Origin of the sequence: Mucilaginibacter endophyticus, assembly GCF_003351025.1 — a bacterium.
In the GTDB taxonomy this organism is placed as follows: Bacteria; Bacteroidota; Bacteroidia; order Sphingobacteriales; family Sphingobacteriaceae; genus Mucilaginibacter; species Mucilaginibacter endophyticus.
This window is the reverse complement of the sequence record NZ_QPCG01000010.1, coordinates 1-24,943: the sequence shown is the minus strand read 5'-3', so window position 1 is coordinate 24,943 and position 24,943 is coordinate 1. Positions and strand designations below refer to the sequence as shown.

Here is a 24,943-nt window from a genome sequence, read left to right as displayed (position 1 = left end):
AATCACCCGTCACATTTAATTGTTGAAAACCGGAGCGATCCGGTTTTTTTAGCGGTATACAAAAGGTAGCCAAATATCGTGCGTGGAATGAAATCCGCTTTATATAGCGTGGAATATCTGCAGTGCTTTATTGTAATTAATTGGTAATCAGTTTTTTTAAAAAACTGGAATGTCACTTGCGTTCTCTGGGGAAATCAAGTTGTGCTTCGATTGAACGGAGGCAAAAAAATAATTCTTAATATGAAAATAATAGTCATAGGTGGAACCGGAATGATCGGGACCCAACTGGTGAGCAATCTGAGGCTGCATCATTACGAAGTGATAGCTGCTGCGCCGGCAAACGGAATTAACAGCGTTACGGGCGAAGGCCTTGCTGATGCGCTTTCAGGCGCTGAAGTTATTGTCGACGTTTCAAATGCGCCGGTTTATAACGAATCGCTGCAGTTTTTTGAGACTTCGGGCAACAACCTTGTGGAAGCGGCAAGAAAGGCCGGGGTAAAGCATTATATTGTGCTCTCTATTGTAGGCACTCCGCAACTTACAGAAAGCAATTATTTCCGTGCGAAGGCAAACCAGGAATCGATTGTCAGAAACAGTGGTATTCCTTACACCATTGTCAGAGCAACCCAGTTTTTTGAATTTCTAGGTACTCTTGCAGATCTCTATACCCAGGAGGGTATAATTCACCTTACTCCGGCAACTGTTCAGCCAATTTCATCTGCAGACGTCGCTTTTGAGCTTGCTAAGACTGCATTATCTGCCCCGTTGAACGGGATCAAAAACATAGCTGGTCCAGAACGATTCATTCTTCCGGAAATCGTTGCACGCTATCTTCAGAAAATAGGGGACAGCCGAAAAGTAATCACTGATGACAAAATAGGGTATGACGGTGTTTTCGTAAATGATGCGCGTCTGTCACCAGAATTTCCCGATTGGGTTGCCGCACAAACATTTGATTCCTGGTTTGCGGAATCTTCTGCGAAATCTCTAAACGCCTGATGAAGGAAATGCCTGCTGCCCGGTTTGAGCGATATTTTTGTTTTTGCGCCGAAAGGTGTATGGTTCATTCATTGTTTTTATGTGTCGTTGAGAACAGGGTGGCGGCATTCCTTAGACGTTGAGATCAGATACCAAGAAGAAGTCACCCGGATCCAATGAACAGCGTTCTGGACCATTTTAATTAGAATGCCTGGACCATCAGATGGTTCAAAACCTGAAATAAATTTGCAACAGCAATTGCAACTATCAATTGCATAAACACTTAATAAAATGAAAAAAGTAATTTTGCCAGTAATCCTTTTGGCCACATTTTTTGCTAATAAAGTCAGTGCTCAACATGCTGGACATGAAACGGTAACTGCGACACCTCCAAAAGTTATTTTCTCAAAGATACTGAACACGGAGTCTCTTAAAAACCAGGAGTTCAAAATGGTTGTCGTAACATTTGGTCCCGGTGAACAGTCTTCCGGTCATCGTCACCCGATCCCAACCTTCGGTTATGTTCTTGAAGGGGAACTCGAATCCACTTTCGAGGGTAAGGTTTATCGTTACAAAGCAGGTGATACTTTTTATGAGGAGCCTAATGGTTTGCATAACGGAACACGTAATGTCAGCAAAACTAAACCGGCAAAATTACTCGCCATATTCGTAGGGGACGCCGGAAAACCGTTCTTAGTTCCTGAAAAAAAATAAATGTCTTTAAAGGATGATACCGATACGCACCGGCATCATCATATTATATTACTCAAATACACATGCAATAAACCGATTCTTATGAAATTCTTAATTATTGGGGGGACCGGGCTGATCGGCTCTAAGGTCTCTCAGGAATTACAGAACGCTGGTCATACCGTCTTAGCGGCATCTACATCCTCAGGCATCAATGCGATCACCGGTGAAGGTCTGGACGCAGCATTCGATGGGACCGATGTTGTTCTCGATCTCATAAACTCTGCAACATTTGAAGATGAGCCTGTTATGGATTTTTTTAGGACTGCCAGCGCTAACCTGGTCCGAGCCGGTAAAAAGGCTGATATCGGACATTATATTGTATTGTCTATCGTTGGCAACGATCTCATGCAGAACATTGGTTACATGAAGGCAAAAAAGGTTCAGGAAGATACTGTAAAACTTTCTGGCATACCCTATACAATCGTCAGGAGCACCCAGTTTCATGAATTCGTACCTACTTTAACCAGTATAGCGACCCAGGGAACGGTTGTCCATCTTTCAACACTGGATTTTCAGCCGATCGCTGCTGCAGACGTAGCTTCGCTGATCGCCAGGTTTGCTCTGGAGGAACCTGCTAACACTATCATTGATATAGCCGGCCCTGACCGTAAAGGTATGGATCTCTTTGCCGATGATTACCTGAAAGCCGTCAATGATCAGCGTACGGTGATCGCCAACAACGATAGGGTGTACATTGCTGCCCCGGTTCCGCAGTCGGCGCTGGTTCCGGCAGGAGAGGCTTATACAGGTAAAACAAGTTTCTCACAGTGGCTTGACAGTAACGCGGCAAAAAATTAAATTATGGGTACCGGACGAGAGAAATAAGCACACCTGTCTTTTTATCCCCAAATTATGGTTTGTGTCTATTATGCAGACCACTTTGTATTTTCCGGCCGTTTTCGGCCGGAAAATTTGTTTTTTTTAGAGGACTTTTAAATCGCAAATTCTTACCAAAGCTGTTTGCGAAAAAATATTTAATTGAGTGCAGGTTTTGCATTTTTATGACTTCATATATGTCCAGGATAAATACATAATATAAAAACATGATATATGTGCAGGACATCCCGGCAATTCCAATTATAACTTTTTTCATTCGTTGATTCTTATAATTTCCTATTGTCAGACTGCCCTTGGCTTTGCGTCTTTTAAAGGTATATTTACAAAACAAAAACTTTTTCCGTAGTTTATTGATCCTTAATAATGGCAAACTGCCATTGTACCTTCATATAGTTGATTAATTCCTCCGCCGGGCCGGACAACCCGGCTTTGGTTGCTATAACTCCTTCATGGTCCCGTATTTATTCCTGCCGGTCCATTAACGCATGCCGAAATGTCCGACTACGATACAGAAAAGCTAAATCCCCAAGAATCGATCTGCAGTATTTTGCAATTTATTTTTTTGCACAACAACGAGCCCGGGTGATACAGAAAACACCAAAAGGCATTTTCTGTATCCGAACTTAATTTAACGAAGAGGGAGCAGGATCTGATAATTACTTTCATCCCGGTAACGCTTTCTTACCGAAATATCAGTATCCGCCCCCACTGATTTATGGGCAGACTTCAAAAAACCAGATGCAGTAAAGTGATATTTCCCGGGGGGGAATTGCCTGAAGGCCGCACTTCCATCAATTGCGGAAAGCTGCATCTCGTGATATCTAATGGTGCGTAAGCTATCTTTTACAGGTAGCCCGGTGCAGTAATAAATGGGGATATCAGGTGCGGCTTGTTGGTTGATCGACGAAGCCTATAATTATAAAAAAGGACCGCAAAGCGATACTATACGTAATCAGGTCGTAGCCCGCTTTCTTGGAACGGTCGTGGACGATGAGATCATGAATGATTTTCCGGAACTGAAAGCGGAGATGAAATTTCCGCTTGCAGTAAAGGTGATCTGTCTGTCAGTAACCCCGAAGGACCGGCACTTACTAGAACTGAAACACCAAGTCAGTTGCTTTACCAACAACAACCCTTTAGCAGATTGTGAAATGCCAGAGGAGATCAAGGATATGCTGCCTAAATTTTTGATACGCGGCAATTTGGAGTATACGCTTGCGCCGAAATGGTGTGGTCTCATTCATCATAATCTCCAGTCTACTGTGTAATTTTTACAGTCAGTCGCGTTTTTGATTATCGCTGTAATAAATGATTTACAATAATTGTTACCTCCAGTCCAATAAGTAAAAAGTGTTCGCCAAAATAAAAATTCAGACAACAATTAAGCAGATCCCTGTTGATTTACTACTCCTCCCTGATGTAAAATTTATTATGGCATTTAGTGCACATAAACCTTTTAACCGGCATCCAAAAAAACACGGCTTTTACAATTCTTTCTTTAGGAATCCTTTTGGTTGTGATACTCCTGCACTTGGGGCAAAGAATATTCCTTTTATAGTCATTTTGAAAGATAGAAACGGGCATGACACTTTAACGTGTGTTAAAACACATGGGTTATATCCAGTTTAGTTAATTTTTAGAATTAAGATCTTTCATACATTCGAAACAAGCCGTAAAAGTTTACAGTTTATTCATTTCATTAATTTTAAATACCTAACATATTTGCTAAAACGAGTTAAGTATTTTCAGTAAACATAACCTGCCCCACCGACGGGATTTTGTATTTGCTCTATTGCCATTTGGAATTTTCCTGAAAATATGGTATTTTAGTTATTATGTTATTTTAATAGGGGTATTAAATAACTAGCTTTTTGGCCACGCTTCATTAGAAGCGTGGTTTTTTATGAATTCATGAATTAATGATTTTCAGCATGTTTTGTTCCTGTTTCTGTGGTAAAATTTGCGGCAACTCTTTTAAAATGCGGGTAATCTATACCAAGTTATTGCCCTGCCCCCCAATCCGTGGTTGTCTGGTACCGACCTTGCCGCCAATATTCCCTCGCCCGTGACCCGATTCTTCATGAAAATGAAAATCAACCTGAAGGGCCAAAGCCAGAAGAAGGAAGCGTAATCGTGCCCTCATGCAGCCTTGTGCTCCTAGAAGAAAGGCAGGAAATTGTGTGGCTCGGGCGGATTTAGTGGCGTGCGCGACGGGCCTTTAAAAACAAGAAATCAGTCCGATAGTTCTAAGAATTAGGAAAGAAGATAAGGAGGCGGGGCAATTAACAATTTCCTCGATAGAACCCGAAGATCACCTGCTCTGATTCTTCCGGCACTCTTTTCAAAAGGATTTATAGCGCTGATTCTATTTCTGGTTGGAGGAAAGGGTGCAGTACCCCATTTGTTTCACCCGTTAACGACCGGGGTCAAGACATGGAATAGGTTCTCCCCCCGGAGGTAAGGGGCCGAATTCTGGCTTTATAAAAATAATTATCATAATGGCAACAATCGCAAATGCTGTTAAAAATGCGGCCCAAGCTAATAAAATTCCTTTATAAGGTTCTTCCATTATTAAAGTTAATATATATTTATGAAAAAATAGGGATATGAATTTTAAAGTTAATATTTCAAATGTCGCAGCATTTAATGATGCCATTGATGAACTTTGTGAAAAAAACAGAATTGATGAACCTAATCACATCGAAATTAACAGTGATGATAGCCCGCTAATTAAAATCTTCATAAGCGATACATTCATTGCACGCTTATCCAGAGAAGATGTAAAAAAGCTTAAAACCTTCGGTTAAACCTCGGCGAAGAGAAAAAGGCTAACCACGCGCTTATCAATTTTTTAATGAAATAATAAGAAAACACCGGGAAACAGTATATTTTATATAGATTAACTTGATTAAGTCCTTTAATGGTATGACGTTTACATTATCCTATTCATTCAAATAGCCCGAACAGATCGATAAGAATTATCTATTGCTTTATTTATATTGAGCGGCAATTTCGAAGATACCGCAACCTGCAAAAAATCAGCGTTCGCCAATAGTAAACAGCCTCAATACTGGATATTCTCAAATCAATAAAATTAGGAACGGTAAATAAGTCAATCGGGATGATGTATTATGCTGATGAGGTGTTGAAATTAAACCTGAAACTTTAATTGGAAAAAGCAGGCTGGCGAATTGCAGTGATTCTACCAATATTTAATTTAGAGTATCTGTTTTACGATACTTTAAAAAACTTATTACACTTCAATTAAAAAAGGGGAAACACTCGCTGTCGCCCCTCTCTCCTATTAATTAAACATGTTCAAACTGATGAACGGGTATATGACAACTGCTTTCCACTAATGTTTCAAGGGTAAAAAAATAATTATGTCGCTTAACCATTTAGTCGGTGTTGACCGGGCACTTGTCAATGATAGTTTATATATTATTATACCGCGGTTGTATCCCTGCGCAGGAAACCCAGCACTAGCGAAATGATAGCAATGACCAGCAAAATATGAATAAGCCCGCTGGCGGCATAGGCAAAAGTTCCGATCGCCCAGCCAATGATCAGGATGACAGCGATAATATACAATAATGATCTCATGGTAGTTGTTTTAAATGAATAATAAACTACGTCTGCAAATGTGGTACCACCAGGGGCAGTTAGCAATTCCTGCCGGATCAGTCCCTTTTAGTGTAGCAAAGCGGGGCCTCGCCGCTTAGTTTAATGGACAGGTTCAGAAGGGTAAGTCCTCCCGCCTAATCATGCTGATAGCTCAGCAACTGTATCGTGGCGGGGTCTTTTTCACTGTCAAAGAATTTTTTGAGGACAGCTTCGAACACCGGATCAGCGTCCGGCAGCAGGGCGAAGAGGGTCATCGCCGAGCGGAGCTTCATGTTGTCGGGGCTGCCCATGATTTGCGTGGCATTATTTCCCGGTAAAATCAGTAAGGCCTGCGAGATCGCAGAAAGTCTTTTACCCAGGATTGGGTGGTTCAAATAAGCGATCGCTTCTTCGCGGTCTCTGATGGCGTAGCGTTTGGGGATATCACTGTAGCCGAGTCCAGCGAGTTGCGGAAAGATATACCACATCCAGTGGCTGCGCTTCCGGCCGATTTTGATCTCAGCCAGCGCGGTCGCATAGTCACGCTGCTGCGCGTCCAGAAAACGTTTCAAGTGATTTTCCTGCTCAATCTAATCCCGGTGCCAGCAGGTCCGGATCAGTAGCGCCGTCGTTGGCCCGGGTGATCTTGTGCAGGTTGTAAACAATGGCACCGCCTTCTTCCGTGCCATTAAGCAGCCCCTTATCAACAGTGCTTTCAGTGTCTCGGGTATAAAAGCCTGTTGCTGTTCATCAAGATCGCGGCCTTGTAATTGCTTTACTTCCGCAGCTACCTGTTCCGCGGTGGCTTCACCCAGTTCGGCCAGGGCAAAGATCAATTGGTTTTGCTGCGTATCCGCGGCATCGAAGTGCGCCGGCACCTGCAGCGGATGGTAGGCTTCATGGAATTCTTCGTCGGTCAGGCTCATGGTTTGATGGTATCTGTGGTTAAAGATTTGGGATAAGCCCCGCAGACGGCTACCGGGCGGGTTTTTTCAGGTACTGCCTCGGCCCGGCTACGGTTGCACTGACCCAGGGCTACATAAATAATGACAAATATGACGATCGTGGACAAACAGCCACCGCCCAGCTTCCTGGCCCCCCAGGCCGCAATGATCGCTCGGAAAAATTTATTCATGCTTTTTTCGTTAAAGTAACAATGCTGTTCGTGTTCCGTTCCTACGTTTAACAATAGTAAGTGCGAAAAGTTGTAAGCCTCTAAAACGATACGCTTACGCTTTACCGCTTTTAGCGGGCATGCCTGAGAAGTTCGATCATTTTTTTACCGCCTGTCATGAGGGCCACAGCGATCAAACCGCCGCCCGCACCCAGCACGAATTCGGTAAGAACCACTGGCGAAGCCGAAAAAAGTTCATGAAAATATGTCGCGTGATGTAAAAATATTCCACCGGCGACCAGTATAAGCGCAATAGTACCCACGATGCCTAAAAGCTTGATCACGACCGGCAAAGCTTTTACCAGCAAGTTACCCAGGGCGGAGACAACTCCTTTATTCCTGGAGCTCCGGATCAAATGGTAACCTGCATCATCCATCCGAACGATCAGGGCTACGATCCCGTAAACGCCGATCGTTGCCAGCATTGCAACTACAGCTACGGTGATGATCTGCACGGTGAGAGTTTCTTCAAGTACCGTGCCCAATGCAATGATGACGATCTCGATAGACAGGATAAAATCTGTAGTGACCGCGGCTCTGACCTTGGATTTTTCAGCGTTAGCGGGATCGGGTTCCGTCTTTACTGCCTGCGGCGTTTGGTGACGGTGAAAAAAGAACTCGATGATCTTTTCTACCCCTTCATAAGCCAGGTAGAACCCGCCCAGCACCAGGATGACTTGGATAGCCGCTGGCAAAAAGGCGTTCAATACCAAAGCGATAGGGACAATGATCAGCTTGTTGAGCAGCGAGCCTTTGGTGATCGACCACAATACCGGCAACTCCCGGGACGCTAAAAATCCGGTCGCCTTTTCCGCATTAACCGCCAGGTCATCGCCCAGGATGCCTGTGGTTTTTGTTGCTGCCACCTTGGTGTTGACCGCGACATCATCCATCAGCGACGCAATATCATCCAGTACCGCAAAAAATCCTGACGCCATCGTGTTTTAATATTGGGTAAAGCTAAGGAATTTCCTAAATGATAAATTCAACCGGCCGGCGATTCCCGTTTTTTCAGCCGAAGCTGACTACCAGCGCCGCCAAGATCAATGCGGCTGACAGGAAGAATGCCGCATGTACCGATAAATGCGCTGCCACGCCTGCGATAGCCGGACCCACTGCTTGTCCAATGGAAGTATAGGACTGTTAATGCCCATCAGCCGGTCGGTAGGCCCAACAATTCTTTATCGATGCCGAACTTTTTACCGTAGCTGTAGATCAGCTGGATTACGATACCGAACCCGATTCAATCGATCAGGCAGGCAAAGGCTAGTATCCAAAGGATCTTATTCGGCTTCACCGTTGCCAAGTTTATTCGCCCTTGTCAGTTTGGTCGTGGCCTTCCAGTTTTACCAGCTTGTTATAAATACCGAGCAGCAGGAAAGGTGCGGCCCACTGGCCGACAAATAAAGCCGTATGCTTCTTGCCCATGATCTTCAGGGTCAGTGATACCGCCATCGATCCCAGGGCAGCCCAAAGGAACAGGTCAGAAGGAAATTTAGCCGTTTGCTCTTCAATGGCGGTAGCTACTTTGCCTTCGCTTTTTAGGTCTTGCTGATTTTCCATGGGAATTTGTTTTAGTTAAAGGTGGAACAAAGGTCGATACCTATTGTTGGTTAAAATGAAAACTATTTTCCCTTAACGAAAAAATCATGAACAAACCCATCTCAAAAAACCTGCACGGACTGATCGATTATACTTACGCGGCTATCGTACCTGTGCTGCCCGAACTGGCAGGCTTCCGGAAACGGGAAACAGCAAAAGTTTTATGCCGGAGCTTGGGCGCAGGCGCGCTAACCTATACACTGCTTACCAAAGCGCGCTGGGGTTTGATCCCGCTTTTGCCGTTCAAAGCGCACCTGGCCATTGACCTTTCGGTCAGCTGCCTGGCGCTGGCAGCACCCTGGCTGCTGGGTTTTTCCCGAAAAAAAACCGCCCGCAATGCTTTGCTGGCGGCGGGTATAATCGGACTGACTGCTAGCCTGCTGACCGATCCGGAAGAAAAGCACGGCAGGGAACAACTTATTTATTCATTTAACAGACAGGAGATTGCAAGCCAAAAAATGGGCTTAGCCGGGTAACTTTGGCAAGGCGGAAAATAAATTTGTGCGCATCGATAATAAAATAAACTTGGTATCCTAAGTACTTTTATGATAGCAAATCAATTAACCAACCGACCCTTTTTTACGCCAGCTTTTAATAAACGTCTTTTATTCGGGGCTATTGCCGGTTTAGTGATCGTGTGCTTTTCGTGATCGCCGCAGGCAAAGGGAACCCTGCGTGGGGGGATTATTGGCGGATCAAACCTATTATTGTTGACACCGTTTCTGGGCGCGGTAACCGGCGCCTGTTATGATGCCACCGAACCTTTGCGGAGCCTGGCAGGCGGGGTGAGCAAACTGTTCCGGTTATTAAGCTTTATTGGCTATTGTATCGGCCTGTGGATAGCCCTGGTACTGGGCCTGGCCGGAACGATGTGGAACTGAAAATTTGACACGGGCGCTAAAAATTTTGCAGCGAAAAAATGTAATTTTTTCAGTGTCAAGGGGCTGGCACAGCGCTTGTTAAGAATTTTATAGTTTAATTAATCTTATTGTTCAACTTTTAAATAGAGAAGGCCATGACCTTAGTTAAATTCAACAACAAAGCTAACAACTCATTAATGCCAGGCTTTAATGATGTTTTTGATTCCATCTTTAACGACACTTTCTTTAACGACCGCATGATCACCCGCGTCCCCGCAGTAAACATCAGCGAAAGCGAGAACAATTACCACGTGGAACTGGCCGCGCCGGGTTTGAAAAAAGAAGATTTCAAACTGAACCTGGATCGCAACCAGCTGGCCATTGCGGTGGAACAACAGGCAGAACAAAACGACCAGCAAAAGAATTACAGCAAGCGTGAATATAGCTACAGTTCTTTTGTGCGTTCCTTTACTTTGCCGGACAGCGCTGACCACAGCCAGATCGAGGCCAGTTATACCGATGGTATCCTCCGCATTGATATCGCCAAACGCGAAGAGGCCAAAGCGGTGCGCCGCCAGATCGAGATCAAATAAGTGTAAATAGTTTTTTATACAAGAGCTCCTGTATCAGGGGCTCTTGCTTTTAATATGACTATGGAAACGCAATTTTATATCCTGTTGAGTTTAAAAACACCGCAAGGGTTCAGTGATTATGGACAATATTTCTTCGGCAATGACCGCGAGGCGGCGTACGGATTATTCCGTCAGCTAAAAGGGACCGAATAGATCAAAGATGGCTGCTTGCTGCACATTGACTTAATGGAAACCGTGAACGAACTACCGGTAAAAATCAGAACGATCTGTTGTACGCTGGAGGAACTGGGTACGAATAGCAAACTTATCGCGCGGGAGATCTTCCGGCTCAAAAATCTGGAGGAAATGCGATAAAATAGGCGGGACATCATCCCGCCTATTTATTATTTCAACTTTTCATCGATGGCCTTGATCTCCATCAGGTGATGCTTCAGCGTTGGGAGCATTTGCTGGGCAAGCGCCTTCACGGCCGGATCCTTACCCGTCGTGGCATAATTCTCAAAAACTTCAATCGTGTTCTGATGACCGCTGACCATGCCGTGTACATATAATTTATCAAATTTTGCGCCAGCCTGTTCCAGCATTAGATCCGGCTTGATACCACCGGTAGCCGCCGGCGGCAAAACGATTCCTCGACTTTTTGCCAAAGCCAATAGTTTTTGCTCCGCGTCGCTATGGTCTTTGACCATCATTTGGCCAAAAGCCTTAACATCGGGGCGCATCGCTTTTTGTGGGGCCTGTTGTCCGGCACTGACTTCCTGCAAATTCTTGATGCTGGCTACGATGAGGAAATGTTTAGCCGTGGTATCCGGGTCCGGCTGTGGGATCTGGGCTTTAGCGGCTGCGCCAAAACCCAGTAAAACAAATAGTAATAGCTTTCTCATGGCTGTCCGACCCCTCCTGAGGAACCATACACCTGCCCGCTGGCAAAGCTGGCATCAGCAGCGGCTAACTGTACATAGATGGATGCCAGTTCCGCCGGTTGTCCCGGCCTGCCCAACATCGTCCAGCTACCGAACATCTGCTGTTTTTCCGACTGTGCACCACCGCTGATCTGTAAAGCGGTCCAGATCGGGCCGGGAGCTACACCATTGACGCGTATGCCTTTTGGACCCAACTGTTTGGCCAAAGATTTGACATAATTCATCGTCGCAGCCTTGGTTTGTGCATAGGCATACAGATCGGGCGAAGGATCATAGGCCTGTTCGGAGGTGGTGCCAATGATCGCCGAGCCCGGCGGCAGATGCGGCAGCGCCTCCCGGATAATCCAGAACGGCGCGTAAATATTGGTCTTCATGGTCGAATCAAATTCCTCGGTGGTCACATCCGCGATAGAGTTGATCGATTGCTGGCGCCCGGCATTGTTCACGATGATATCCAGCCCGCCTAAACCGGCGATCGCTTTATGCACCAGTGATCTGCAGAAATCTTCACTGCGCAGGTCACCGGGAATAGCAACCGCTTTACGACCTTCTTTTTTAATTAAGGCAATTACTTCCTGTGCGTCTTGTTCTTCTGTCGGGTAATAGTTGATCGCGACGTCCGCGCCCTCGCGGGCGTAAGCGATCGCAGCTGCCCGGCCCATGCCGGAATCACCGCCGGTGATCAGCGCCTTGCGGCCAATCAGCCTGCCGGAACCTTTGTAACTGGTTTCCCCGCAATCCGGTACCGGGTCCATCTTGCTTTGCAAGCCGGGCCAGGGTTGCGGCTGGCTTTTAAAGGGTGGCTTGGGATAGAGTTTGGTGGGGTCGCTGATCTTCGCCGGTCCGTCTGCTGCGCTCACGGGTGAAGCGCCCAACGCGGGCGATACGGCTACCGCCGCCAGCGTAGCACCTAAACCGGCTACCACTTGTCTTCGTGTCATTTTATCGTTGTTGTTCATAGATACCCGGTATTGATGTCTATGTTTAACTTGCAGTAAATTTTTTTGTTTAATAATATGTGAAATAGCTTGAAACACAGGCGCGGTTCTTGTTGTAGTAGGATCATGGCAACACAAACAAACCCGATCATCGCGCGCGACGGCGTGCAGGAAAGCCCCTGGCAAAACGGTATAACTGATCTGAAAACAGCTGCAAATAACGCAAGCACACCGTCATTTGATGTGCTGGTCGTCGGTGCCGGCATCACGGGGATGACGGCCGCACTGTTGTTACAGCAGGCCGGCAAACAGGTCATTATTGCGGACGCGTATACGCTGGGCTTCGGCACAACCGGCGGTACCAGTGCGCATATCAACACGTTCGCTGATACCACTTATCCCGAAGCTGAAAGTGCTTTCGGTGAAGAAGGTGCCAAATTATTTAAAGAAGCCATCGCCGAAGGTTTTACGCTGATCAAAGATCAGGCTGCGGCGCTGAAGATCGACTGTGACCTGGAAAGCAAACCGGGCTACCTTTATGCCGAGAACGAAAATGAAGTAAAACAACTCGATGAGATCTACGAAGGCGCTGTCAAGGTGGGTGTGGCCGTTAGCTATTCCAAAGAAGTCCCCACGCCTGTCCCTTTTCAAAAAGCACTGATCTGGGACGGGCAGGCCCAGTTCCATCCCTTGAAATATGTACAAGGTCTCCAAAAGGCTTTTCTGGCTGCCGGCGGCAGTATACGGGAAAACATGCTGATCACCGGCGTGGAAACCGGTGACGGTGTCCACACGGCCAGTTCAGCGTCCGGCAATATCCGGTCTAAAGCCGTTATCTACGCCACGCACATGCCGCCGAACATTAACCTGTTCAACTTTGAATGCGCACCCTATCGCAGTTACGTGATGGCGGTTAAACTCAAAAGCGGCAAATACCCTGACGCGCTGATCTACGATACGCAGGAACCTTATCATTATGTACGCACACATCTTATTAATGGCGAACAATTACTACTAGTTGGCGGCCTCGATCACAAGACCGGTCATGAAGATCCGGAAAAAGCTTTCGATGATCTCGAAAAATATATCCGCAAGTACTATAGTATATCCTCGGTGAAATACCGTTGGTCATCGCAATATTATGTTCCGGTAGATGGTTTACCGTACATCGGACAAATGCCGATGGCGGCGGAGGGTATTTATTGCGCCACCGGCTATAATGGCAACGGGATGATGCTCGGCAGCGTGGCCGGGAAAATACTCAGCGACCTGATCCTAAAAAAAGGAAGCCGGTACGAAAAATTATTCAGCCCGGCACGCATTAAACCAATGGATAGTTTCAGCGAATTTGTCAAAGAGAACGCTGACGTGGCCTATCATTTTGTCGCCGATCGTCTCCAGGTCCATGAGACCGATTCGCTGAAAAGATTGCAGCCGGGCACAGGAAAGGTCGTGGAAGTGGACGGGCAAAAGATCGCGGCTTATCGTGACGATGAAGGAAAAGTTCATGCGCTTAGCCCGGTATGTACCCATGCGGCCTGTATTGTGAACTGGAACGGCGAAGAAAAAAGCTGGGACTGTCCCTGCCATGGTGCCCGTTATGATATTGAGGGCAACGTATTGACCGGTCCGGCTACCAAAGGTTTACTAAAGATCGCGCAGGATGAAAACTAAAGCCGTTTTACTTTCGGGCGTCACCGGGACCACGTTCATGACGCTGTTTAGTTACCTGGTCTCCCTGGCCGACGGTGACAACTTCAGCGAACCCGAGCGGCTGGGCCAACTGGCCAGCCGGCTGATCCCGAAGGTGGATAAGCAAGAAAGCCAGGCCTTGGGCTGGCTGGGGCATTACGCGGTAGGGCTCCTCTTCGCGCTGGTTTACGTGGAACTATGGCGTAAAGGAAAACTAAAACCGGACAGGAAAACCAGCCTATGGCTGGGCGGGATCAGCGGGATATTTGCCGTCGCTATCTGGAAGGCCACTTTCAAAATGCACCCGTTGTCGCCGGCGTTGAGTTTTAATAAATATTACCTGCAATTGATACCGGCGCATATTGTCTTCGCCGTATTTGCGGGAATCGGTTACCAAATCCTGCGCAAAATATGAAAGATATTGCCCGTCGTTTCACCGAAAACCCTTTACTGTTGCCCAAAGACCTGAAACCGAGCAATGAAGGTTTGCAGATTATCAGTTTACTCAACCCGGGTGTCTTTCGTTTTCAGGGCAAAACCTGGCTGCTGGTACGGGTAGCCGAAGGGGTCGCGCATAAAGAAGGCGTGATCTTTTTCCCGGCGCTCAATGCCACGGGCAATACCGAGATTATCGAGGTGCCGCTCAGCGATCCCGACCTGATTGCGACCGACGCCCGCGTGATCAGCTATAAAGGCCTGGATTACCTGACCACCGTTTCACACCTCCGCTTATTGTGCAGCGAAGACGGTACTCATTTCTCAGAGCCGTCAGCCAATGCCTCCTTGTTTGGCGAGGGCTATCTCGAACGTTTCGGCATCGAAGATTGCCGGGTAACACAAATCAAGGATACTTATTACCTCACCTACACCGCCGTTTCTGACAGCGGAGTTGGTGTTGGTTTAAAAATCACCACAGACTGGCAGCATTTTGAATCCGTCGGGATGATCCTGCCGCCGCATAATAAAGATTGCGCCATTTTTGAAGAAAAGATCAATGATAAATATTATTGCCTGCACCGCCCCAGCAGTAAAGAGATCGGCGGTAACTATATCTGGCTGGCCGAATCCTCTGATACCCGCCAATGGGGCAACCATCAATGTCTGATCAAAACCCGGCCTGGCATGTGGGACAGTGCCCGTGTGGGTGCCGGCGCAGCGCCGATTCGCACCGAAAAGGGATGGCTGGAGATTTACCACGGTGCCAATGCCGAACACCAGTATTGCCTGGGCGCTTTCCTGATGGACCTGAACGATCCATCTAAGGTAATCGGCCGTGCCAAAGATCCGATCATGGTGCCGACCGAAGCCTATGAACTCAGTGGTTTTTTTGGTTACGTGGTTTTCACTAACGGGCATGTCACCAACGGCGATCAGCTGACCATCTATTATGGTGCCGCCGATGAATTTGTCTGCGGCGCCCATTTTTCTATTCAGGAAATTCTTACCCTAACAAATTAAACTGATGATGAACAAACTACAGCAACTACAAGGCTAGATCATCGTCATTACTGGCGCTTCCAGCGGTGCGGGATGGGCAGCGGCATTAGAATTATCGAAATATCATACAACGTAGTACTGGCTGCGAGAAACCAGGTCGCGCTGGAGAAGGTGAAGGCGGAGTGTGAAGCATCTGGCGCACAAGCGCTGGTTGTTCCCAGCGATACCAGCGATCCTAAAGCAATGATCGCTTCGGCCAACACTGCCATCGACTGGCAGAACCGCATTGATGTCTTGCTCAACAACGGCGGTGTATTGGCAGCGCGAGACTTTGATCAAACGCCGATGGCCGTACACGAACAGGTGATCAAAACAAATCTTCTTGGCTATATGAAGGGTGCGCATGCGGTATTACCTTTTTCAAAGAGCAAGCTGGGGCACCGTCATCAATAACATTCTATCGGCGGTTTTCTGCCGGTCCCTTACGGTGCGGGTTATACAGCAGCTAAGTTCGGTTTGCGCGGCTGGTCGGAGGCGCTCAAAGTTGAACTGACCAAATTCCCGAATATCTATGTCCGCGACCTTTTCCCTGCCTTTCTGGATACGCCCGGTATCCAGCATGCCGGCAACCATACCGGTAAAGTACTGAGACCCGCACCTCCGGTCTACGACCCGGTAAGGTTGGCGCAGGCCATGGTGAAGGTCGCTGCCGTACATAATTCCAATACGTATGTGGGAAGCGCTTAGCTACTATTGAAATTGTCGCACGCCATCTTCCCGGATTTCATGACAAAAATGACAGGGATAGTCATGCGCAGGTATTTTAAAACGGCTGACCCGATCGTGCTGAGCGACGGGAATCTGTTTACCACCGTAGATTACGGCATGAGCACGCATGGCGGCTTTGGCCTGCCTGGCGAACCCAGGGCGCACCGGAAATATCTTGTTGGTGCATTGCTAAGCGGTTTGGCTTTGGGTTTTACCTGGTCAGGAGACATGACTGATCAGCAGCTCAGCAGCCGCTACAATGGTTTGCTGGATGATCTCTTCGCAGCTACCTTTGAATTCATAGCGCCGCGAAACCAATTGATTTTGGATCAACGCGGATACGAACATAGTGCCAACCGGTTTATCGGCGTTTTCACTGCCGCCCGCCGTGGTCAGACCCGTAACCGCGACCGTAATATCGGCAGGGATCAGTTTCCCTAAGCGCATGGCCAGTTCATCGGTCACTTCCTGGGATTCGGGGGTGCATTTTTCGATCAGCGAATGCGGCACGCCCAGCAGGTTTTCTTTGAGGTCCGCATTATAGCAGGTGATCCCGCCCTGTAATACCTGGCCGGACTGTTCGGTCAACGCGAATTCCGAGCAAAGCCAGCCGGCGGTGGCGCTCTCCACGAAGGCAATACGCAATTTTCGTTCAGCCAGCAATTCGGCGCAATCGGCGATCTTTTGTTCCATAGCAAAGTCGTTAATAGGAAAGCCGCCCCAAAAGGGGCGGCGATCAAAACTATACACTTAAATTTATTATTTCATTTCCGCCTGGATCTTGGTGATCTCGCCCAGATGATGCTCCACCACCGGTGCGGTCTTAGCCGCGAAGGCTTTCAGATCAGCGTCTTTACCATTAGATGAATATTATTTTTTTCTTTTAAGCAGGGCATATAAGGCGATACCGGTGAAGGCGGCCACTGCTGCTTTTTTGAGCAGGCCGGCGCGGTTATACTTCCATTCCATGGCCAGGCCGCGTTCCTTGATCATATTAGGGATATGCAGGCTGGCGATATCTGCCACCAGGCCTTCCACGACATTGACGCGGTCAGCTAATAACAATGGTATCCAGTGGCGATAACGGTCCTCGCTGTGCTGGAAGGCATAGCGACGGATCATCCCGCTCAATCCGGACGGGGGTATGGTCGTGCCGAATACCCGGGTGATCGCCGGCCGCTCGTTGGACATTAAGATCTCTACTTCCTGCGCTTGCTGTTCAGACTGCTCGTAGTTGATGCGGCTATGATCGTCGCCCGTATAATTTTTCATCGGGTAAGTAGGCTCATTCTCCGGGTCGGCATCCATGCCCCAGCCGGGTATGTTTTTATAATCTTCGTTTAGCGGTTTCATGGGATCAATACAGTTTTAATACAGTTATCCAGTTTGGAAGAAAAAAGGCGGTAGGCATCGGCTACCTCGGCTAAGGGCACCCGGTGCGTGATCAAGCCTTTAGGATCGAGCCGTCCGGAGAGAACGTGATCGATCAGTTTGGGCAAAAGGCGTTTAACCGAAGCCTGGTTCGCACGCAATGTAATTCCTTTATTGACAATATTACCGATCGGCGCCAGGTTGAACGGCGGGCCATAAACGCCGACCACAGAAACAATGCCGCCCTTTTTAACGGAATTGACTGCCCATTGAAAAGCGGTTGCTGCACCGGCCTGCATCAGCATCACACGTCCGCTAAAGGTTTGCAGGGTATTGCCTTCAGCTTCGCAGCCCACGCAGTCGATACAAACATCGGCACCATACCAGTCGGTGGTTTTTTTAAGGAACACCACCGGGTCTTCCATATCCTTAAAATTGTAAGCTTCGCACTTCGCATAATTTTTAGCAAATTCCAGCCTGTAATCGATATGATCAATAATGATAACGCGGGAGGGGCCGAAGAACCAGGCACAACGCGCCGCCATGATCCCGATGGGACCAGCGCCAAATACCACGACCGTATCGCCTTCCTTGATGCCGCCCATTTCGGCGGCCTGGTAACCGGTGGGTACCACGTCCGTTAAGAGGACCGCGTCATCAGGGTCCATTTCGGCAGGGATGACCGTCGGACCCACATCGGCATAAGGTACCCGTACATATTCGGCCTGGCCGCCGTCAAAGCCGCCGGCCGTATGCGAATAGCCGAAAATACCGCCGACCGCGGTCGCCATAGGATTGGATTCATGACAGTTGCCGAATAATCCCTGCTTGCAAAAATTGCATTTGCCGCAGGCAATATTAAAAGGAACCAGCACCTGGTCGCCGACTTTGAGTTTTTGCACCAGCGGGCCAATCTCTTCAACAATGCCGGTAAATTCGTGGCCGAAGGTGGAACCGACACGCGTATCAGGTACCATACCATGATATAAATGCAGATCCGAGCCACAGATGCAGCTCCGCGTTACCCGGATGATCGCATCCTCAGGATGCAGGATCTCCGGCATGGGTTTGTCAATGGTGCGGACCCGGTAAGGGCCGCGGTAGTTCATGGCTAACATAATGATTTAATTTAAGTTTATCCGGCGCTGTTATTATCCTGGAGGTCGTCCGAAGGAAATGTTTGGGTGGCGCCGCTATCCAGTTTGACGACTATGTTATCGCCGATGGCATCCGCCACTTCTCCTTCGCCTTCAGGCGTGATAACCCGCTGGCCTTTTAAGAACAGGTGCTCGTCCATTATTTTACTTTTTCTTTATAAGTGCTCCATTGCGCGACACCATCCGGCTCCGCATTTTTAACTTCGGCGCTTTTAGTTTCGCTCATTTGCTTGTCCAACTTGTCTTTGGCTTTTAGTTCTTTACTGAAATCTTCCGGAAGTTTGCTTTGGCCTTCGGTTTCCTGAATCTGTTGTAAAGGATCGGCTACATAATTGAATTCGACGCCCATACCTTTGATCTCACCTTCATTCCAGGGTCCGCGGACTGCACCGTCAGAAAGGTTATAGACGTTCTGCAGGTAACGCGGGTCAGCTGCTAATACGCCCGGCGGGAAATTAGGCTGTATATCATTCAGGGCGGCTTCAAACATTTGGTAGTGGGTCACTTCACGGGTCATCAGGAAGGACAGTGTTTCCTTCACATAAGGATCATCCGTAAATTTCATCAGGTGTTCATAAACCAGCTTTGCGCGTGATTCCGATGCCAGGTTACTGCGGAGGTCGACCGTCAGGTCGCCATTAGAATGAATATAAGACGCACACCAGGGCACACCCTGACTGTTGCGCGGGGTCGGCCCACCGCCAGTGATGATGGGGAACTGCGGATTAGCTGCTAAAGCCGCGTGGATCACGCTTTCTTTGGCTACTTTACCATTCATAGCCACCATGAAATCGGTTTGTTCGGCGGCATCTTTTAATTCGCCGTTAACGCCTTTGAGGAGCATCTGTATGGTCGCACCGACGATCTCCAGGTGGGAAAATTCCTCGGTAGCGATATCCATTAGCATGTCATATTTATCAGGATGCGGCACTTTCGCGCCAAATGCCTGGGTGAAGTACTGCATGGCCGCGGCCAGCTCGCCGTTTTCGCCGCCAAATTGTTCTAATAACAAGTTGGCAAATCGTGGGTCAGGGCGCGAAACCCTGGCATTGAATTGTAAGTCTTTAACGTGGTGAAACATAGGTAATTATTTAGTGATGAAAGAAAATGATCGGGGATCGGGCTCAAAGAATGGCTGTTACTCTTACAACTCCTGGTGATAGAACTATGTTTTTAATTAATTTTTTTATTTGTTAAGAAATTAGAAAACAAATCTTACAACTATAGGTTATGTTCCTACGTTTTATGGGCGCTTGCCGGCGCGTTCCCGGTGTATTAAAGTTTTGATTAACGATTAAATTTTTATTACAATGAATGCAACCTCAGCCTGGCTGTTAACAGCCAATTCCAATTTAAATGACCCTAATCTAACCGCAGTGTTCGAACAGCAGGCCGCGGGTTATTCGTTTACAGTGCACCTTATCGCGGACAGTTTGTGGCTGGTCGTCGCCTGGCCAAAAGGCAGCCGGATCGCCTTTCGTTTGGCCTACTCACCAAATGACCAGCTGGAACTGAAAAAAGTACTGAATAAAAACGGCCAGGTCAATTTTAAAATTGGTTCGTTAATAGGCGACTACAACACTGTTGTAACCCTGCCTTCAGCAGCTAACCCGGTTCTCCACCTGAACACAACTCTCACGGCCGCCTCGCCGCTATTATTTCCTTACTGGCCGCGGGATATCGTAGTGCTTGGCGCTAAAAATAGTGACCTGCTTGCGGAAGGCGGCATTAAGGTTAACCAGGTCGGCATCCGCTCCGGTCAATTGTATTTTAATTTAACACGACCGAAGGCAGGCTCGGTGCTGTACCTCCAGAACCTGACGGCGCTGGCAGATTATAATCAGGATACGGAAACCTCAGCGGGCGAAACCGTGGGTGGTACCTGGCCGGAGATCGGTTTTGCCTTACCGCCAACCATAAAGAACAAACCGCTGGAAGCCGGCAAAAGCTATGTGTTGAGTGATGCCTTTATCGCCCTCAGCGAAGAAGTGCCGGCCGATGAAGCGGCCATGGTGCGGCAATACCTCGATCTGACTGCAGCGGTTTATTTACAACTGCCAAAGCCGCCTACAAATTATAAAGACTGGCCGGGTACATTGCAAAAAGGTTTGACAGATCTGCAGGATAGCCCCGGCTGCTGGTCACAAGTGGCCGGTAACCATTATTTCAACGCCTATGTCTGCGATTATGACACCCCGCCCGAGATAATGGTGCAGCTGGCGATCCTGCTGCCCCTGGTCGATTATATCGAATGGACCGCGGCGGAGCTGGAAATGATGAAGACCATCAAGGATGGGCTGACCGCATTCTATAACGAAGAGTTGGGTACGATCATGCGCTGGCACCCAAAGTCAGCTGAAAACATGGAGGCCAGGGAGGAGCAAATGAAACCCATGGTCATGGATTCCTGGTACCTGAACCATCCGCTGCTGAACCTGTCCCGACTGGCTTTAAAAGGCGATAAGGTGGCTGAAAAGCTATTCCTGGAGTCGCTGGAATTCGCGATCAAAGTTGCGCATCACTTTGACTATACCTGGCCGGTATTCTATAAAATGGATACGCTGGAAGTAGTGAAAGCAGAAACCCAGCCGGGCAAGGGTGGTGAAAAAGATGTGCCGGGGCTGTTTGCGCATATCATGCTGCAGGCCTGGGAACTGACGGGTAAAAAGCGTTACCTCGCTGAAGCCGAAAAGTCGGCTTTAAGGTTACACGGCCTGGGCTTTGAACTCTTTTACCAGGCGAACAATACCGCCTTCTCGGCCGGTGCGCTGCTGCGCCTATACAAGATCACTAAAAAGGAAGTTTACAAAGAACTCAGCTATCTCTGTATCGCCAATATCATGCAGAATACCAGCCTTTGGGAATGTAATTATGGCTACGGCAAAAATTTTCCGTCGTTCTTCCGGCTGTTCCCGCTTAATGACGCGCCTTACACGGCCGCTTATGAAGAGGAAGAAGTGTTCTGCGCTTTTCACGATTACCTGAAACATGCCGAAGGCGAAGAGGTCCTGCCATCCTTAAGATTACTCATGGCGGAATATATCCGCTACCTGGTGGACCGGGCGATCTATTATTACCCGCCGATGCTGCCCAAAGAAATGCTTTCTGAAGAAGTGAAGACCGGCGAGGTCGACCCGAATCTTTGGATCGCGCTCGAAGACATGCATGACGGCTGGGAGAAATCCGGCGCTGTGGGTCAGGAAGTTTACGGGGCAGGCAATGCCTTTGGTATTCTGCCGCGGCACTATATGCAGGTGGACGGCCAACCCTTTATGATCTATACCGATTACCCGACCTATGGCTTTTCGCCGAAGAAACATCGCCCGGCAAACTTCAAACTCGCGGGTGACGGCAGGTTGAATGCCCGGTTATTGATCGTCAAAACGGATAAAGGTAAAATGCCGGAATTCGAAGTGAAAGCCGGAAAAGAGTTAATCAAGGGAAAAAAGGCAAAAGACGGTCACCTGGAATTCACCATTCCCGGTGATAGCCACATACATGTTGACTGGAAATGAACTTGACAAAAAACTATGATAAGGCCTATGACTGGGTGATCCGTTTCGGGCCGCAGCTGGTGAGTGAGATCATTGATCAGGATAAGGCCTGCCTGAAAACGCCGGATCGGGATATCACAGCTGGAACAGGATAATTTTGTGATGGCCATCAATGTGTGGGTAGCGCCACACGGTTTTTGGGATACCAAGATGGGTGTGCAGCGGGCCTTGTTGCAGGGTTTCAAAAAAGGAGGTATTAAAATCGGCGGATTATGAAAAAGAAAAGCAATTTTTTTGAGCGGTTCTCCAATTGGGCGACGGCGGCTACCGGTAGTTCGGCGGCATTTATTCTGGCAGCAGCCACGATCGTTATCTGGGCGGTTACCGGCCCTATATTTCATTATTCAGAGACCTGGCAGCTGATCATTAACACCGGTACGACCATCGTTACTTTCCTCATGGTCTTCCTCATTCAAAAATCGCAGAATAAGGATTCCAAGGCGATCCATTTAAAACTAAATGAGCTGCTGGCCTCGCATGAAGGTACCAGCAACCGGATGATTAACATTGAAGACCTGACCGAGGAGGAACTGGATCACCTGTATAAATTCTACCGGCAACTATCCGACCTAGCAGAAAAGGAAAACGATCTGACCAAAACGCATTCCATTGATGCGGCAGAAGAGAACCAGCAGCGTAAATCCAGTAGCCGGAAGGCTATTGCTAAACCCGCAAAATGATGGTACCATTTAGAATGATAACCGCCATGGTCGAAAGCCCCAAGGGCTATAACCAGAAATTTGATTATGATCCGGAAGCCCAGCGTTTCAAGTTCAGCAAGGTGCTACCGGCCGGCTTGGTGTTCCCTTTTGACTTCGGCATGATACCCGGTACCAAAGGGGAGGACGGCGACCGCTGGATATCATTATCGTTTCGGAAAGCGGCACCTTTCCGGATTGCCTGGTGGATTGCCGCCTCATTGGCGCGCTCCAGGCCGAGCAGACGGAGCGGGACGGTTAAACGATTCGGAATGACCGTTTCATCGGCGTGCCGGGCGTGTCCCAGCTGTTCTCGGAGGTAAATGCCCTGGATGAATTGCCGGAAGCGATCCTGGACCAACTGGAACATTTCTTTAAGAACTATAATGAACAGGCCGGCAAGGCATTCCGGGTCATCACCCGGCTGGATGCCGAGCAGGCTTTTAAGCTGATCGAAAATGGAAGTACTGACTAAACTTTTTGGCGAAGGCAAGGATTTGAATGCCCTTCAAATGAGTGACCGCGGCGTGGTCATGTTTGTTATCGCACTGATCCTGATCCGGATCTCCGGCCGGCGCTCGTTCGGCGTGCGGACGCCCCTGGATAATATCATTACGATCTCGCTCGGTGCAGTGATGAGCCGGGCGATCGTCGGTGCGTCTGACTTCGTGCCCGTCGTGGTTTGCTGTTTCGTGATCGTGTTGCTGCACCGGCTGTTCGGCTGGCTGATCGCGCACAGCAAGGCTTTCGGGCGATTCATCGAAGGGGACAAAATGGTACTTTTCGAAAAAGAGCGATTTAACCAGGAGCACATGAAAGACGCGCTGGTTTGTGAAGAGGACATCATGCAGGGCGTCCGGAAATCAGCCATGACCGAGGATATGAACAAGATCGAAAAAGTTTATATGGAACGCAACGGCGAGATCAGTTCAATAAAAAAATAAGCACTTACTGGAATAGTATTTGTACTGTTTATGTGCGATTGATTCCGCATTCAAAAATCAAATCAAAAACTATTAAAATCTAACATTATGCCTACAAAAACAAACAAAAAAGCGACTGCAGCAGCTGCAAGCCGCTCTGAAGAAGCCGAAAGCGCTTTAAAAGAATTATTCGTTGACGAATTGAAAGATATTTACTGGGCCGAAAAGCATTTAGCTACCGCCTTACCGAAACTGATCAAGGGCGCAACTTCGGAAGATCTGAAACAAACGATCACTACCCACCTGGAAGAAACCAAGAACCAGATCACCCGTCTGGAAAGCGTGTTTGCCTCAGTTGGTGAAAAAGCGGCCGCTAAAAAATGCCTGGCCATGGAAGGCTTGTTAGCAGAGGCGACTGAACTGTTATCAGATACGGATAAAGGAACTGAAGTACGCGATGTGGCTATTATTTCGGCAGCTCAGAAAGTAGAACATTACGAGATCGCCTCTTATGGCACCCTACGCACTTTGGCAGGAACTTTAGGTTACAGCGAAGCGCAAAGCCTGCTGGATGAAACCCTGGCCGAAGAAAAAAATGCAGATTCCCTGCTGACCCAGGTAGCCGAGAATTATGTAAACGAAGCCGCTGCTGCGGAGGTTGAATAATTTTTTTTGTTTAAATTGATCAGGGGATGCCGCAAGGTGTCCCTTTTTTTTATCCGATGTCCTACGAGCAAATCAGTAAATACAGTGCTTCGGTACCTGATTTATAACGAGAACTTACAATGAATCTTTTTGTTTGTCTTATTATATAATTTATTAAATCAATAATAAAACAACATTAGCCAAGAACTTTGGGCAAGACGCCGTTATAGTAATCAAATGGGCAAAGTGAAACAGAATTTAGCGCCTCTCCCTGGCTCGCTTTCAACCCATATTTTACCGTGGTGACGCTGTATTATTTCGGAACTCAAATATAGCCCTATACCGAATCCTGATATCTGCCGCGTCTCTGCGATATCAACACGGTAATACTGGCCAAATATTTTATCTATGTCGGCAGCGCGGACACCCATGCCTTC

General features: G+C 47.9%; 34 protein-coding genes. 20 read left to right on the top strand and 14 right to left on the bottom strand.

Annotated elements, in window-relative coordinates:
• Positions 1 to 240 precede the first annotated feature (240 nt).
• The 4 genes from DUL71_RS28305 to DUL71_RS28285 all read left to right on the top strand — a co-directional run bounded on the left by DUL71_RS28305 (position 241) and on the right by DUL71_RS28285 (position 3,836).
• A complete protein-coding gene (locus tag DUL71_RS28305) occupies positions 241 to 999 on the top strand; it encodes an SDR family oxidoreductase (protein WP_114941186.1) in 759 nt (252 codons plus the stop codon).
• Between the two features lie 270 nt (positions 1,000 to 1,269).
• Entirely contained in the window at positions 1,270 to 1,692 is a 423-nt protein-coding gene (locus DUL71_RS28300; protein ID WP_114941185.1) for a cupin domain-containing protein, read from the top strand.
• An 81-nt stretch (positions 1,693 to 1,773) separates the two neighbouring features.
• Entirely contained in the window at positions 1,774 to 2,529 is a 756-nt protein-coding gene (locus DUL71_RS28295; RefSeq protein ID WP_114941310.1) for an SDR family oxidoreductase, read from the top strand.
• A gap of 908 nt (positions 2,530 to 3,437) precedes the next feature.
• Positions 3,438 to 3,836: a hypothetical protein gene (locus tag DUL71_RS28285; RefSeq protein WP_114941183.1), complete on the top strand. Its 399-nt coding sequence runs from the start codon at positions 3,438 to 3,440 to the stop codon at positions 3,834 to 3,836.
• A 1,145-nt stretch (positions 3,837 to 4,981) separates the two neighbouring features.
• On the opposite strand, the gene DUL71_RS32095 is transcribed toward DUL71_RS28285, so the two are convergent.
• Complete coding sequence (locus DUL71_RS32095; RefSeq protein ID WP_154402499.1) at positions 4,982 to 5,137, bottom strand: hypothetical protein; 156 nt, start codon at positions 5,135 to 5,137, stop codon at positions 4,982 to 4,984.
• Between the two features lie 37 nt (positions 5,138 to 5,174).
• Here DUL71_RS32095 and DUL71_RS28275 point away from each other — a divergent pair, with 37 nt between their 5' ends.
• Positions 5,175 to 5,375: a hypothetical protein gene (locus DUL71_RS28275; RefSeq protein ID WP_114941181.1), complete on the top strand. Its 201-nt coding sequence runs from the start codon at positions 5,175 to 5,177 to the stop codon at positions 5,373 to 5,375.
• Positions 5,376 to 6,012: 637 nt separating this feature from the next.
• On the opposite strand, the gene DUL71_RS28270 is transcribed toward DUL71_RS28275, so the two are convergent.
• From DUL71_RS28270 to DUL71_RS28245, 5 genes are all read right to left on the bottom strand, one after another.
• Positions 6,013 to 6,171: a lmo0937 family membrane protein gene (locus DUL71_RS28270; RefSeq protein ID WP_114941309.1), complete on the bottom strand. Its 159-nt coding sequence runs from the start codon at positions 6,169 to 6,171 to the stop codon at positions 6,013 to 6,015.
• Between the two features lie 155 nt (positions 6,172 to 6,326).
• On the bottom strand, positions 6,327 to 6,743 hold the full coding sequence (locus DUL71_RS28265) for a DUF1810 domain-containing protein (protein WP_244228859.1): 417 nt from the start codon (positions 6,741 to 6,743) through the stop codon (positions 6,327 to 6,329).
• An 18-nt stretch (positions 6,744 to 6,761) separates the two neighbouring features.
• Positions 6,762 to 7,097 (bottom strand): hypothetical protein, encoded by a 336-nt coding sequence (locus DUL71_RS28260; protein ID WP_114941179.1) that lies wholly within the window; start codon positions 7,095 to 7,097, stop codon positions 6,762 to 6,764.
• Positions 7,098 to 7,416: 319 nt separating this feature from the next.
• On the bottom strand, positions 7,417 to 8,283 hold the full coding sequence (locus tag DUL71_RS28250; protein ID WP_114941177.1) for a DUF808 domain-containing protein: 867 nt from the start codon (positions 8,281 to 8,283) through the stop codon (positions 7,417 to 7,419).
• A 370-nt stretch (positions 8,284 to 8,653) separates the two neighbouring features.
• A complete protein-coding gene (locus tag DUL71_RS28245) occupies positions 8,654 to 8,908 on the bottom strand; it encodes a hypothetical protein (RefSeq protein ID WP_114941176.1) in 255 nt (84 codons plus the stop codon).
• Between the two features lie 86 nt (positions 8,909 to 8,994).
• Here DUL71_RS28245 and DUL71_RS28240 point away from each other — a divergent pair, with 86 nt between their 5' ends.
• The 4 genes from DUL71_RS28240 (at position 8,995) to DUL71_RS32710 (ending at position 10,592) form a co-directional block, all read left to right on the top strand.
• The gene (locus tag DUL71_RS28240; RefSeq protein ID WP_114941175.1) at positions 8,995 to 9,423 is read left to right on the top strand and encodes a hypothetical protein; all 429 of its coding nucleotides are present in this window, start codon (positions 8,995 to 8,997) and stop codon (positions 9,421 to 9,423) included.
• A 234-nt stretch (positions 9,424 to 9,657) separates the two neighbouring features.
• Positions 9,658 to 9,828 carry a hypothetical protein gene (locus DUL71_RS32085; protein WP_154402497.1) on the top strand — a complete coding sequence of 57 codons (171 nt, stop codon included), beginning with the start codon at positions 9,658 to 9,660 and terminating at the stop codon, positions 9,826 to 9,828.
• Between the two features lie 134 nt (positions 9,829 to 9,962).
• Entirely contained in the window at positions 9,963 to 10,400 is a 438-nt protein-coding gene (locus DUL71_RS28235) for an Hsp20/alpha crystallin family protein (protein ID WP_114941174.1), read from the top strand.
• Positions 10,401 to 10,460: 60 nt separating this feature from the next.
• Positions 10,461 to 10,592 carry a hypothetical protein gene (locus DUL71_RS32710; protein WP_279629802.1) on the top strand — a complete coding sequence of 44 codons (132 nt, stop codon included), beginning with the start codon at positions 10,461 to 10,463 and terminating at the stop codon, positions 10,590 to 10,592.
• Positions 10,593 to 10,783: 191 nt separating this feature from the next.
• Here DUL71_RS32710 and DUL71_RS28230 read toward each other — a convergent pair whose 3' ends face one another.
• Both DUL71_RS28230 and DUL71_RS28225 read right to left on the bottom strand, forming a co-directional pair.
• Complete coding sequence (locus DUL71_RS28230; protein ID WP_114941173.1) at positions 10,784 to 11,284, bottom strand: DUF4142 domain-containing protein; 501 nt, start codon at positions 11,282 to 11,284, stop codon at positions 10,784 to 10,786.
• Positions 11,281 to 12,282 carry an SDR family oxidoreductase gene (locus DUL71_RS28225; protein WP_114941172.1) on the bottom strand — a complete coding sequence of 334 codons (1,002 nt, stop codon included), beginning with the start codon at positions 12,280 to 12,282 and terminating at the stop codon, positions 11,281 to 11,283. Before DUL71_RS28225 ends, DUL71_RS28230 begins: the two co-directional genes overlap by 4 nt.
• Before the next feature lie 105 nt (positions 12,283 to 12,387).
• Here DUL71_RS28225 and DUL71_RS28220 point away from each other — a divergent pair, with 105 nt between their 5' ends.
• The 4 genes from DUL71_RS28220 to DUL71_RS32580 all read left to right on the top strand — a co-directional run bounded on the left by DUL71_RS28220 (position 12,388) and on the right by DUL71_RS32580 (position 15,843).
• A complete protein-coding gene (locus DUL71_RS28220; RefSeq protein WP_114941171.1) occupies positions 12,388 to 13,935 on the top strand; it encodes an FAD-dependent oxidoreductase in 1,548 nt (515 codons plus the stop codon).
• On the top strand, positions 13,925 to 14,368 hold the full coding sequence (locus DUL71_RS28215; RefSeq protein WP_114941170.1) for a hypothetical protein: 444 nt from the start codon (positions 13,925 to 13,927) through the stop codon (positions 14,366 to 14,368). Before DUL71_RS28220 ends, DUL71_RS28215 begins: the two co-directional genes overlap by 11 nt.
• The gene (locus DUL71_RS28210; protein WP_114941169.1) at positions 14,365 to 15,411 is read left to right on the top strand and encodes a glycoside hydrolase family 130 protein; all 1,047 of its coding nucleotides are present in this window, start codon (positions 14,365 to 14,367) and stop codon (positions 15,409 to 15,411) included. The genes DUL71_RS28215 and DUL71_RS28210 overlap by 4 nt, the downstream gene beginning before the upstream one ends.
• Before the next feature lie 72 nt (positions 15,412 to 15,483).
• Positions 15,484 to 15,843, top strand: coding sequence for an SDR family NAD(P)-dependent oxidoreductase (locus tag DUL71_RS32580; protein ID WP_244228858.1), 360 nt, complete (start codon positions 15,484 to 15,486; stop codon positions 15,841 to 15,843).
• 534 nt (positions 15,844 to 16,377) lie between these two features.
• On the opposite strand, the gene DUL71_RS28200 is transcribed toward DUL71_RS32580, so the two are convergent.
• The 5 genes from DUL71_RS28200 to DUL71_RS28185 form a co-directional block, all read right to left on the bottom strand.
• On the bottom strand, positions 16,378 to 16,851 hold the full coding sequence (locus DUL71_RS28200) for a CinA family protein (RefSeq protein WP_114941308.1): 474 nt from the start codon (positions 16,849 to 16,851) through the stop codon (positions 16,378 to 16,380).
• A 177-nt stretch (positions 16,852 to 17,028) separates the two neighbouring features.
• Positions 17,029 to 17,511 (bottom strand): hypothetical protein, encoded by a 483-nt coding sequence (locus tag DUL71_RS28195; protein WP_114941168.1) that lies wholly within the window; start codon positions 17,509 to 17,511, stop codon positions 17,029 to 17,031.
• Entirely contained in the window at positions 17,508 to 18,638 is a 1,131-nt protein-coding gene (locus tag DUL71_RS28190; protein WP_244228857.1) for a zinc-dependent alcohol dehydrogenase, read from the bottom strand. Before DUL71_RS28190 ends, DUL71_RS28195 begins: the two co-directional genes overlap by 4 nt.
• Positions 18,639 to 18,664: 26 nt before the next feature.
• On the bottom strand, positions 18,665 to 18,826 hold the full coding sequence (locus tag DUL71_RS32080) for a hypothetical protein (RefSeq protein ID WP_154402496.1): 162 nt from the start codon (positions 18,824 to 18,826) through the stop codon (positions 18,665 to 18,667).
• Positions 18,826 to 19,767 carry a manganese catalase family protein gene (locus DUL71_RS28185; protein ID WP_114941166.1) on the bottom strand — a complete coding sequence of 314 codons (942 nt, stop codon included), beginning with the start codon at positions 19,765 to 19,767 and terminating at the stop codon, positions 18,826 to 18,828. The genes DUL71_RS32080 and DUL71_RS28185 overlap by 1 nt, the downstream gene beginning before the upstream one ends.
• 229 nt (positions 19,768 to 19,996) lie before the next feature.
• Between DUL71_RS28185 and DUL71_RS28180 the strand changes: the two genes are divergently transcribed.
• From DUL71_RS28180 to DUL71_RS28155, 7 genes are all read left to right on the top strand, one after another.
• Positions 19,997 to 22,201, top strand: coding sequence for a hypothetical protein (locus tag DUL71_RS28180; RefSeq protein WP_114941165.1), 2,205 nt, complete (start codon positions 19,997 to 19,999; stop codon positions 22,199 to 22,201).
• Positions 22,198 to 22,335, top strand: a complete 138-nt coding sequence (locus DUL71_RS32075; protein ID WP_154402495.1) for a hypothetical protein — start codon at positions 22,198 to 22,200, stop codon at positions 22,333 to 22,335. Before DUL71_RS28180 ends, DUL71_RS32075 begins: the two co-directional genes overlap by 4 nt.
• A gap of 117 nt (positions 22,336 to 22,452) precedes the next feature.
• Positions 22,453 to 22,920, top strand: a complete 468-nt coding sequence (locus tag DUL71_RS28175) for a low affinity iron permease family protein (RefSeq protein ID WP_114941164.1) — start codon at positions 22,453 to 22,455, stop codon at positions 22,918 to 22,920.
• Positions 22,917 to 23,261 carry an inorganic diphosphatase gene (locus DUL71_RS32800; RefSeq protein ID WP_114941163.1) on the top strand — a complete coding sequence of 115 codons (345 nt, stop codon included), beginning with the start codon at positions 22,917 to 22,919 and terminating at the stop codon, positions 23,259 to 23,261. Before DUL71_RS28175 ends, DUL71_RS32800 begins: the two co-directional genes overlap by 4 nt.
• Entirely contained in the window at positions 23,237 to 23,413 is a 177-nt protein-coding gene (locus DUL71_RS32705) for an inorganic diphosphatase (protein ID WP_161964529.1), read from the top strand. The genes DUL71_RS32800 and DUL71_RS32705 overlap by 25 nt, the downstream gene beginning before the upstream one ends.
• Positions 23,397 to 23,882 (top strand): DUF421 domain-containing protein, encoded by a 486-nt coding sequence (locus tag DUL71_RS28160; protein ID WP_114941161.1) that lies wholly within the window; start codon positions 23,397 to 23,399, stop codon positions 23,880 to 23,882. The genes DUL71_RS32705 and DUL71_RS28160 overlap by 17 nt, the downstream gene beginning before the upstream one ends.
• A gap of 87 nt (positions 23,883 to 23,969) precedes the next feature.
• The gene (locus DUL71_RS28155) at positions 23,970 to 24,527 is read left to right on the top strand and encodes a YciE/YciF ferroxidase family protein (RefSeq protein WP_114941160.1); all 558 of its coding nucleotides are present in this window, start codon (positions 23,970 to 23,972) and stop codon (positions 24,525 to 24,527) included.
• A 212-nt stretch (positions 24,528 to 24,739) separates the two neighbouring features.
• Here the strand turns inward: DUL71_RS28155 and DUL71_RS28150 are convergent.
• Positions 24,740 to 24,943: ATP-binding protein (locus DUL71_RS28150; protein WP_161964528.1), on the bottom strand; the 204-nt coding region annotated here is incomplete at its 5' end.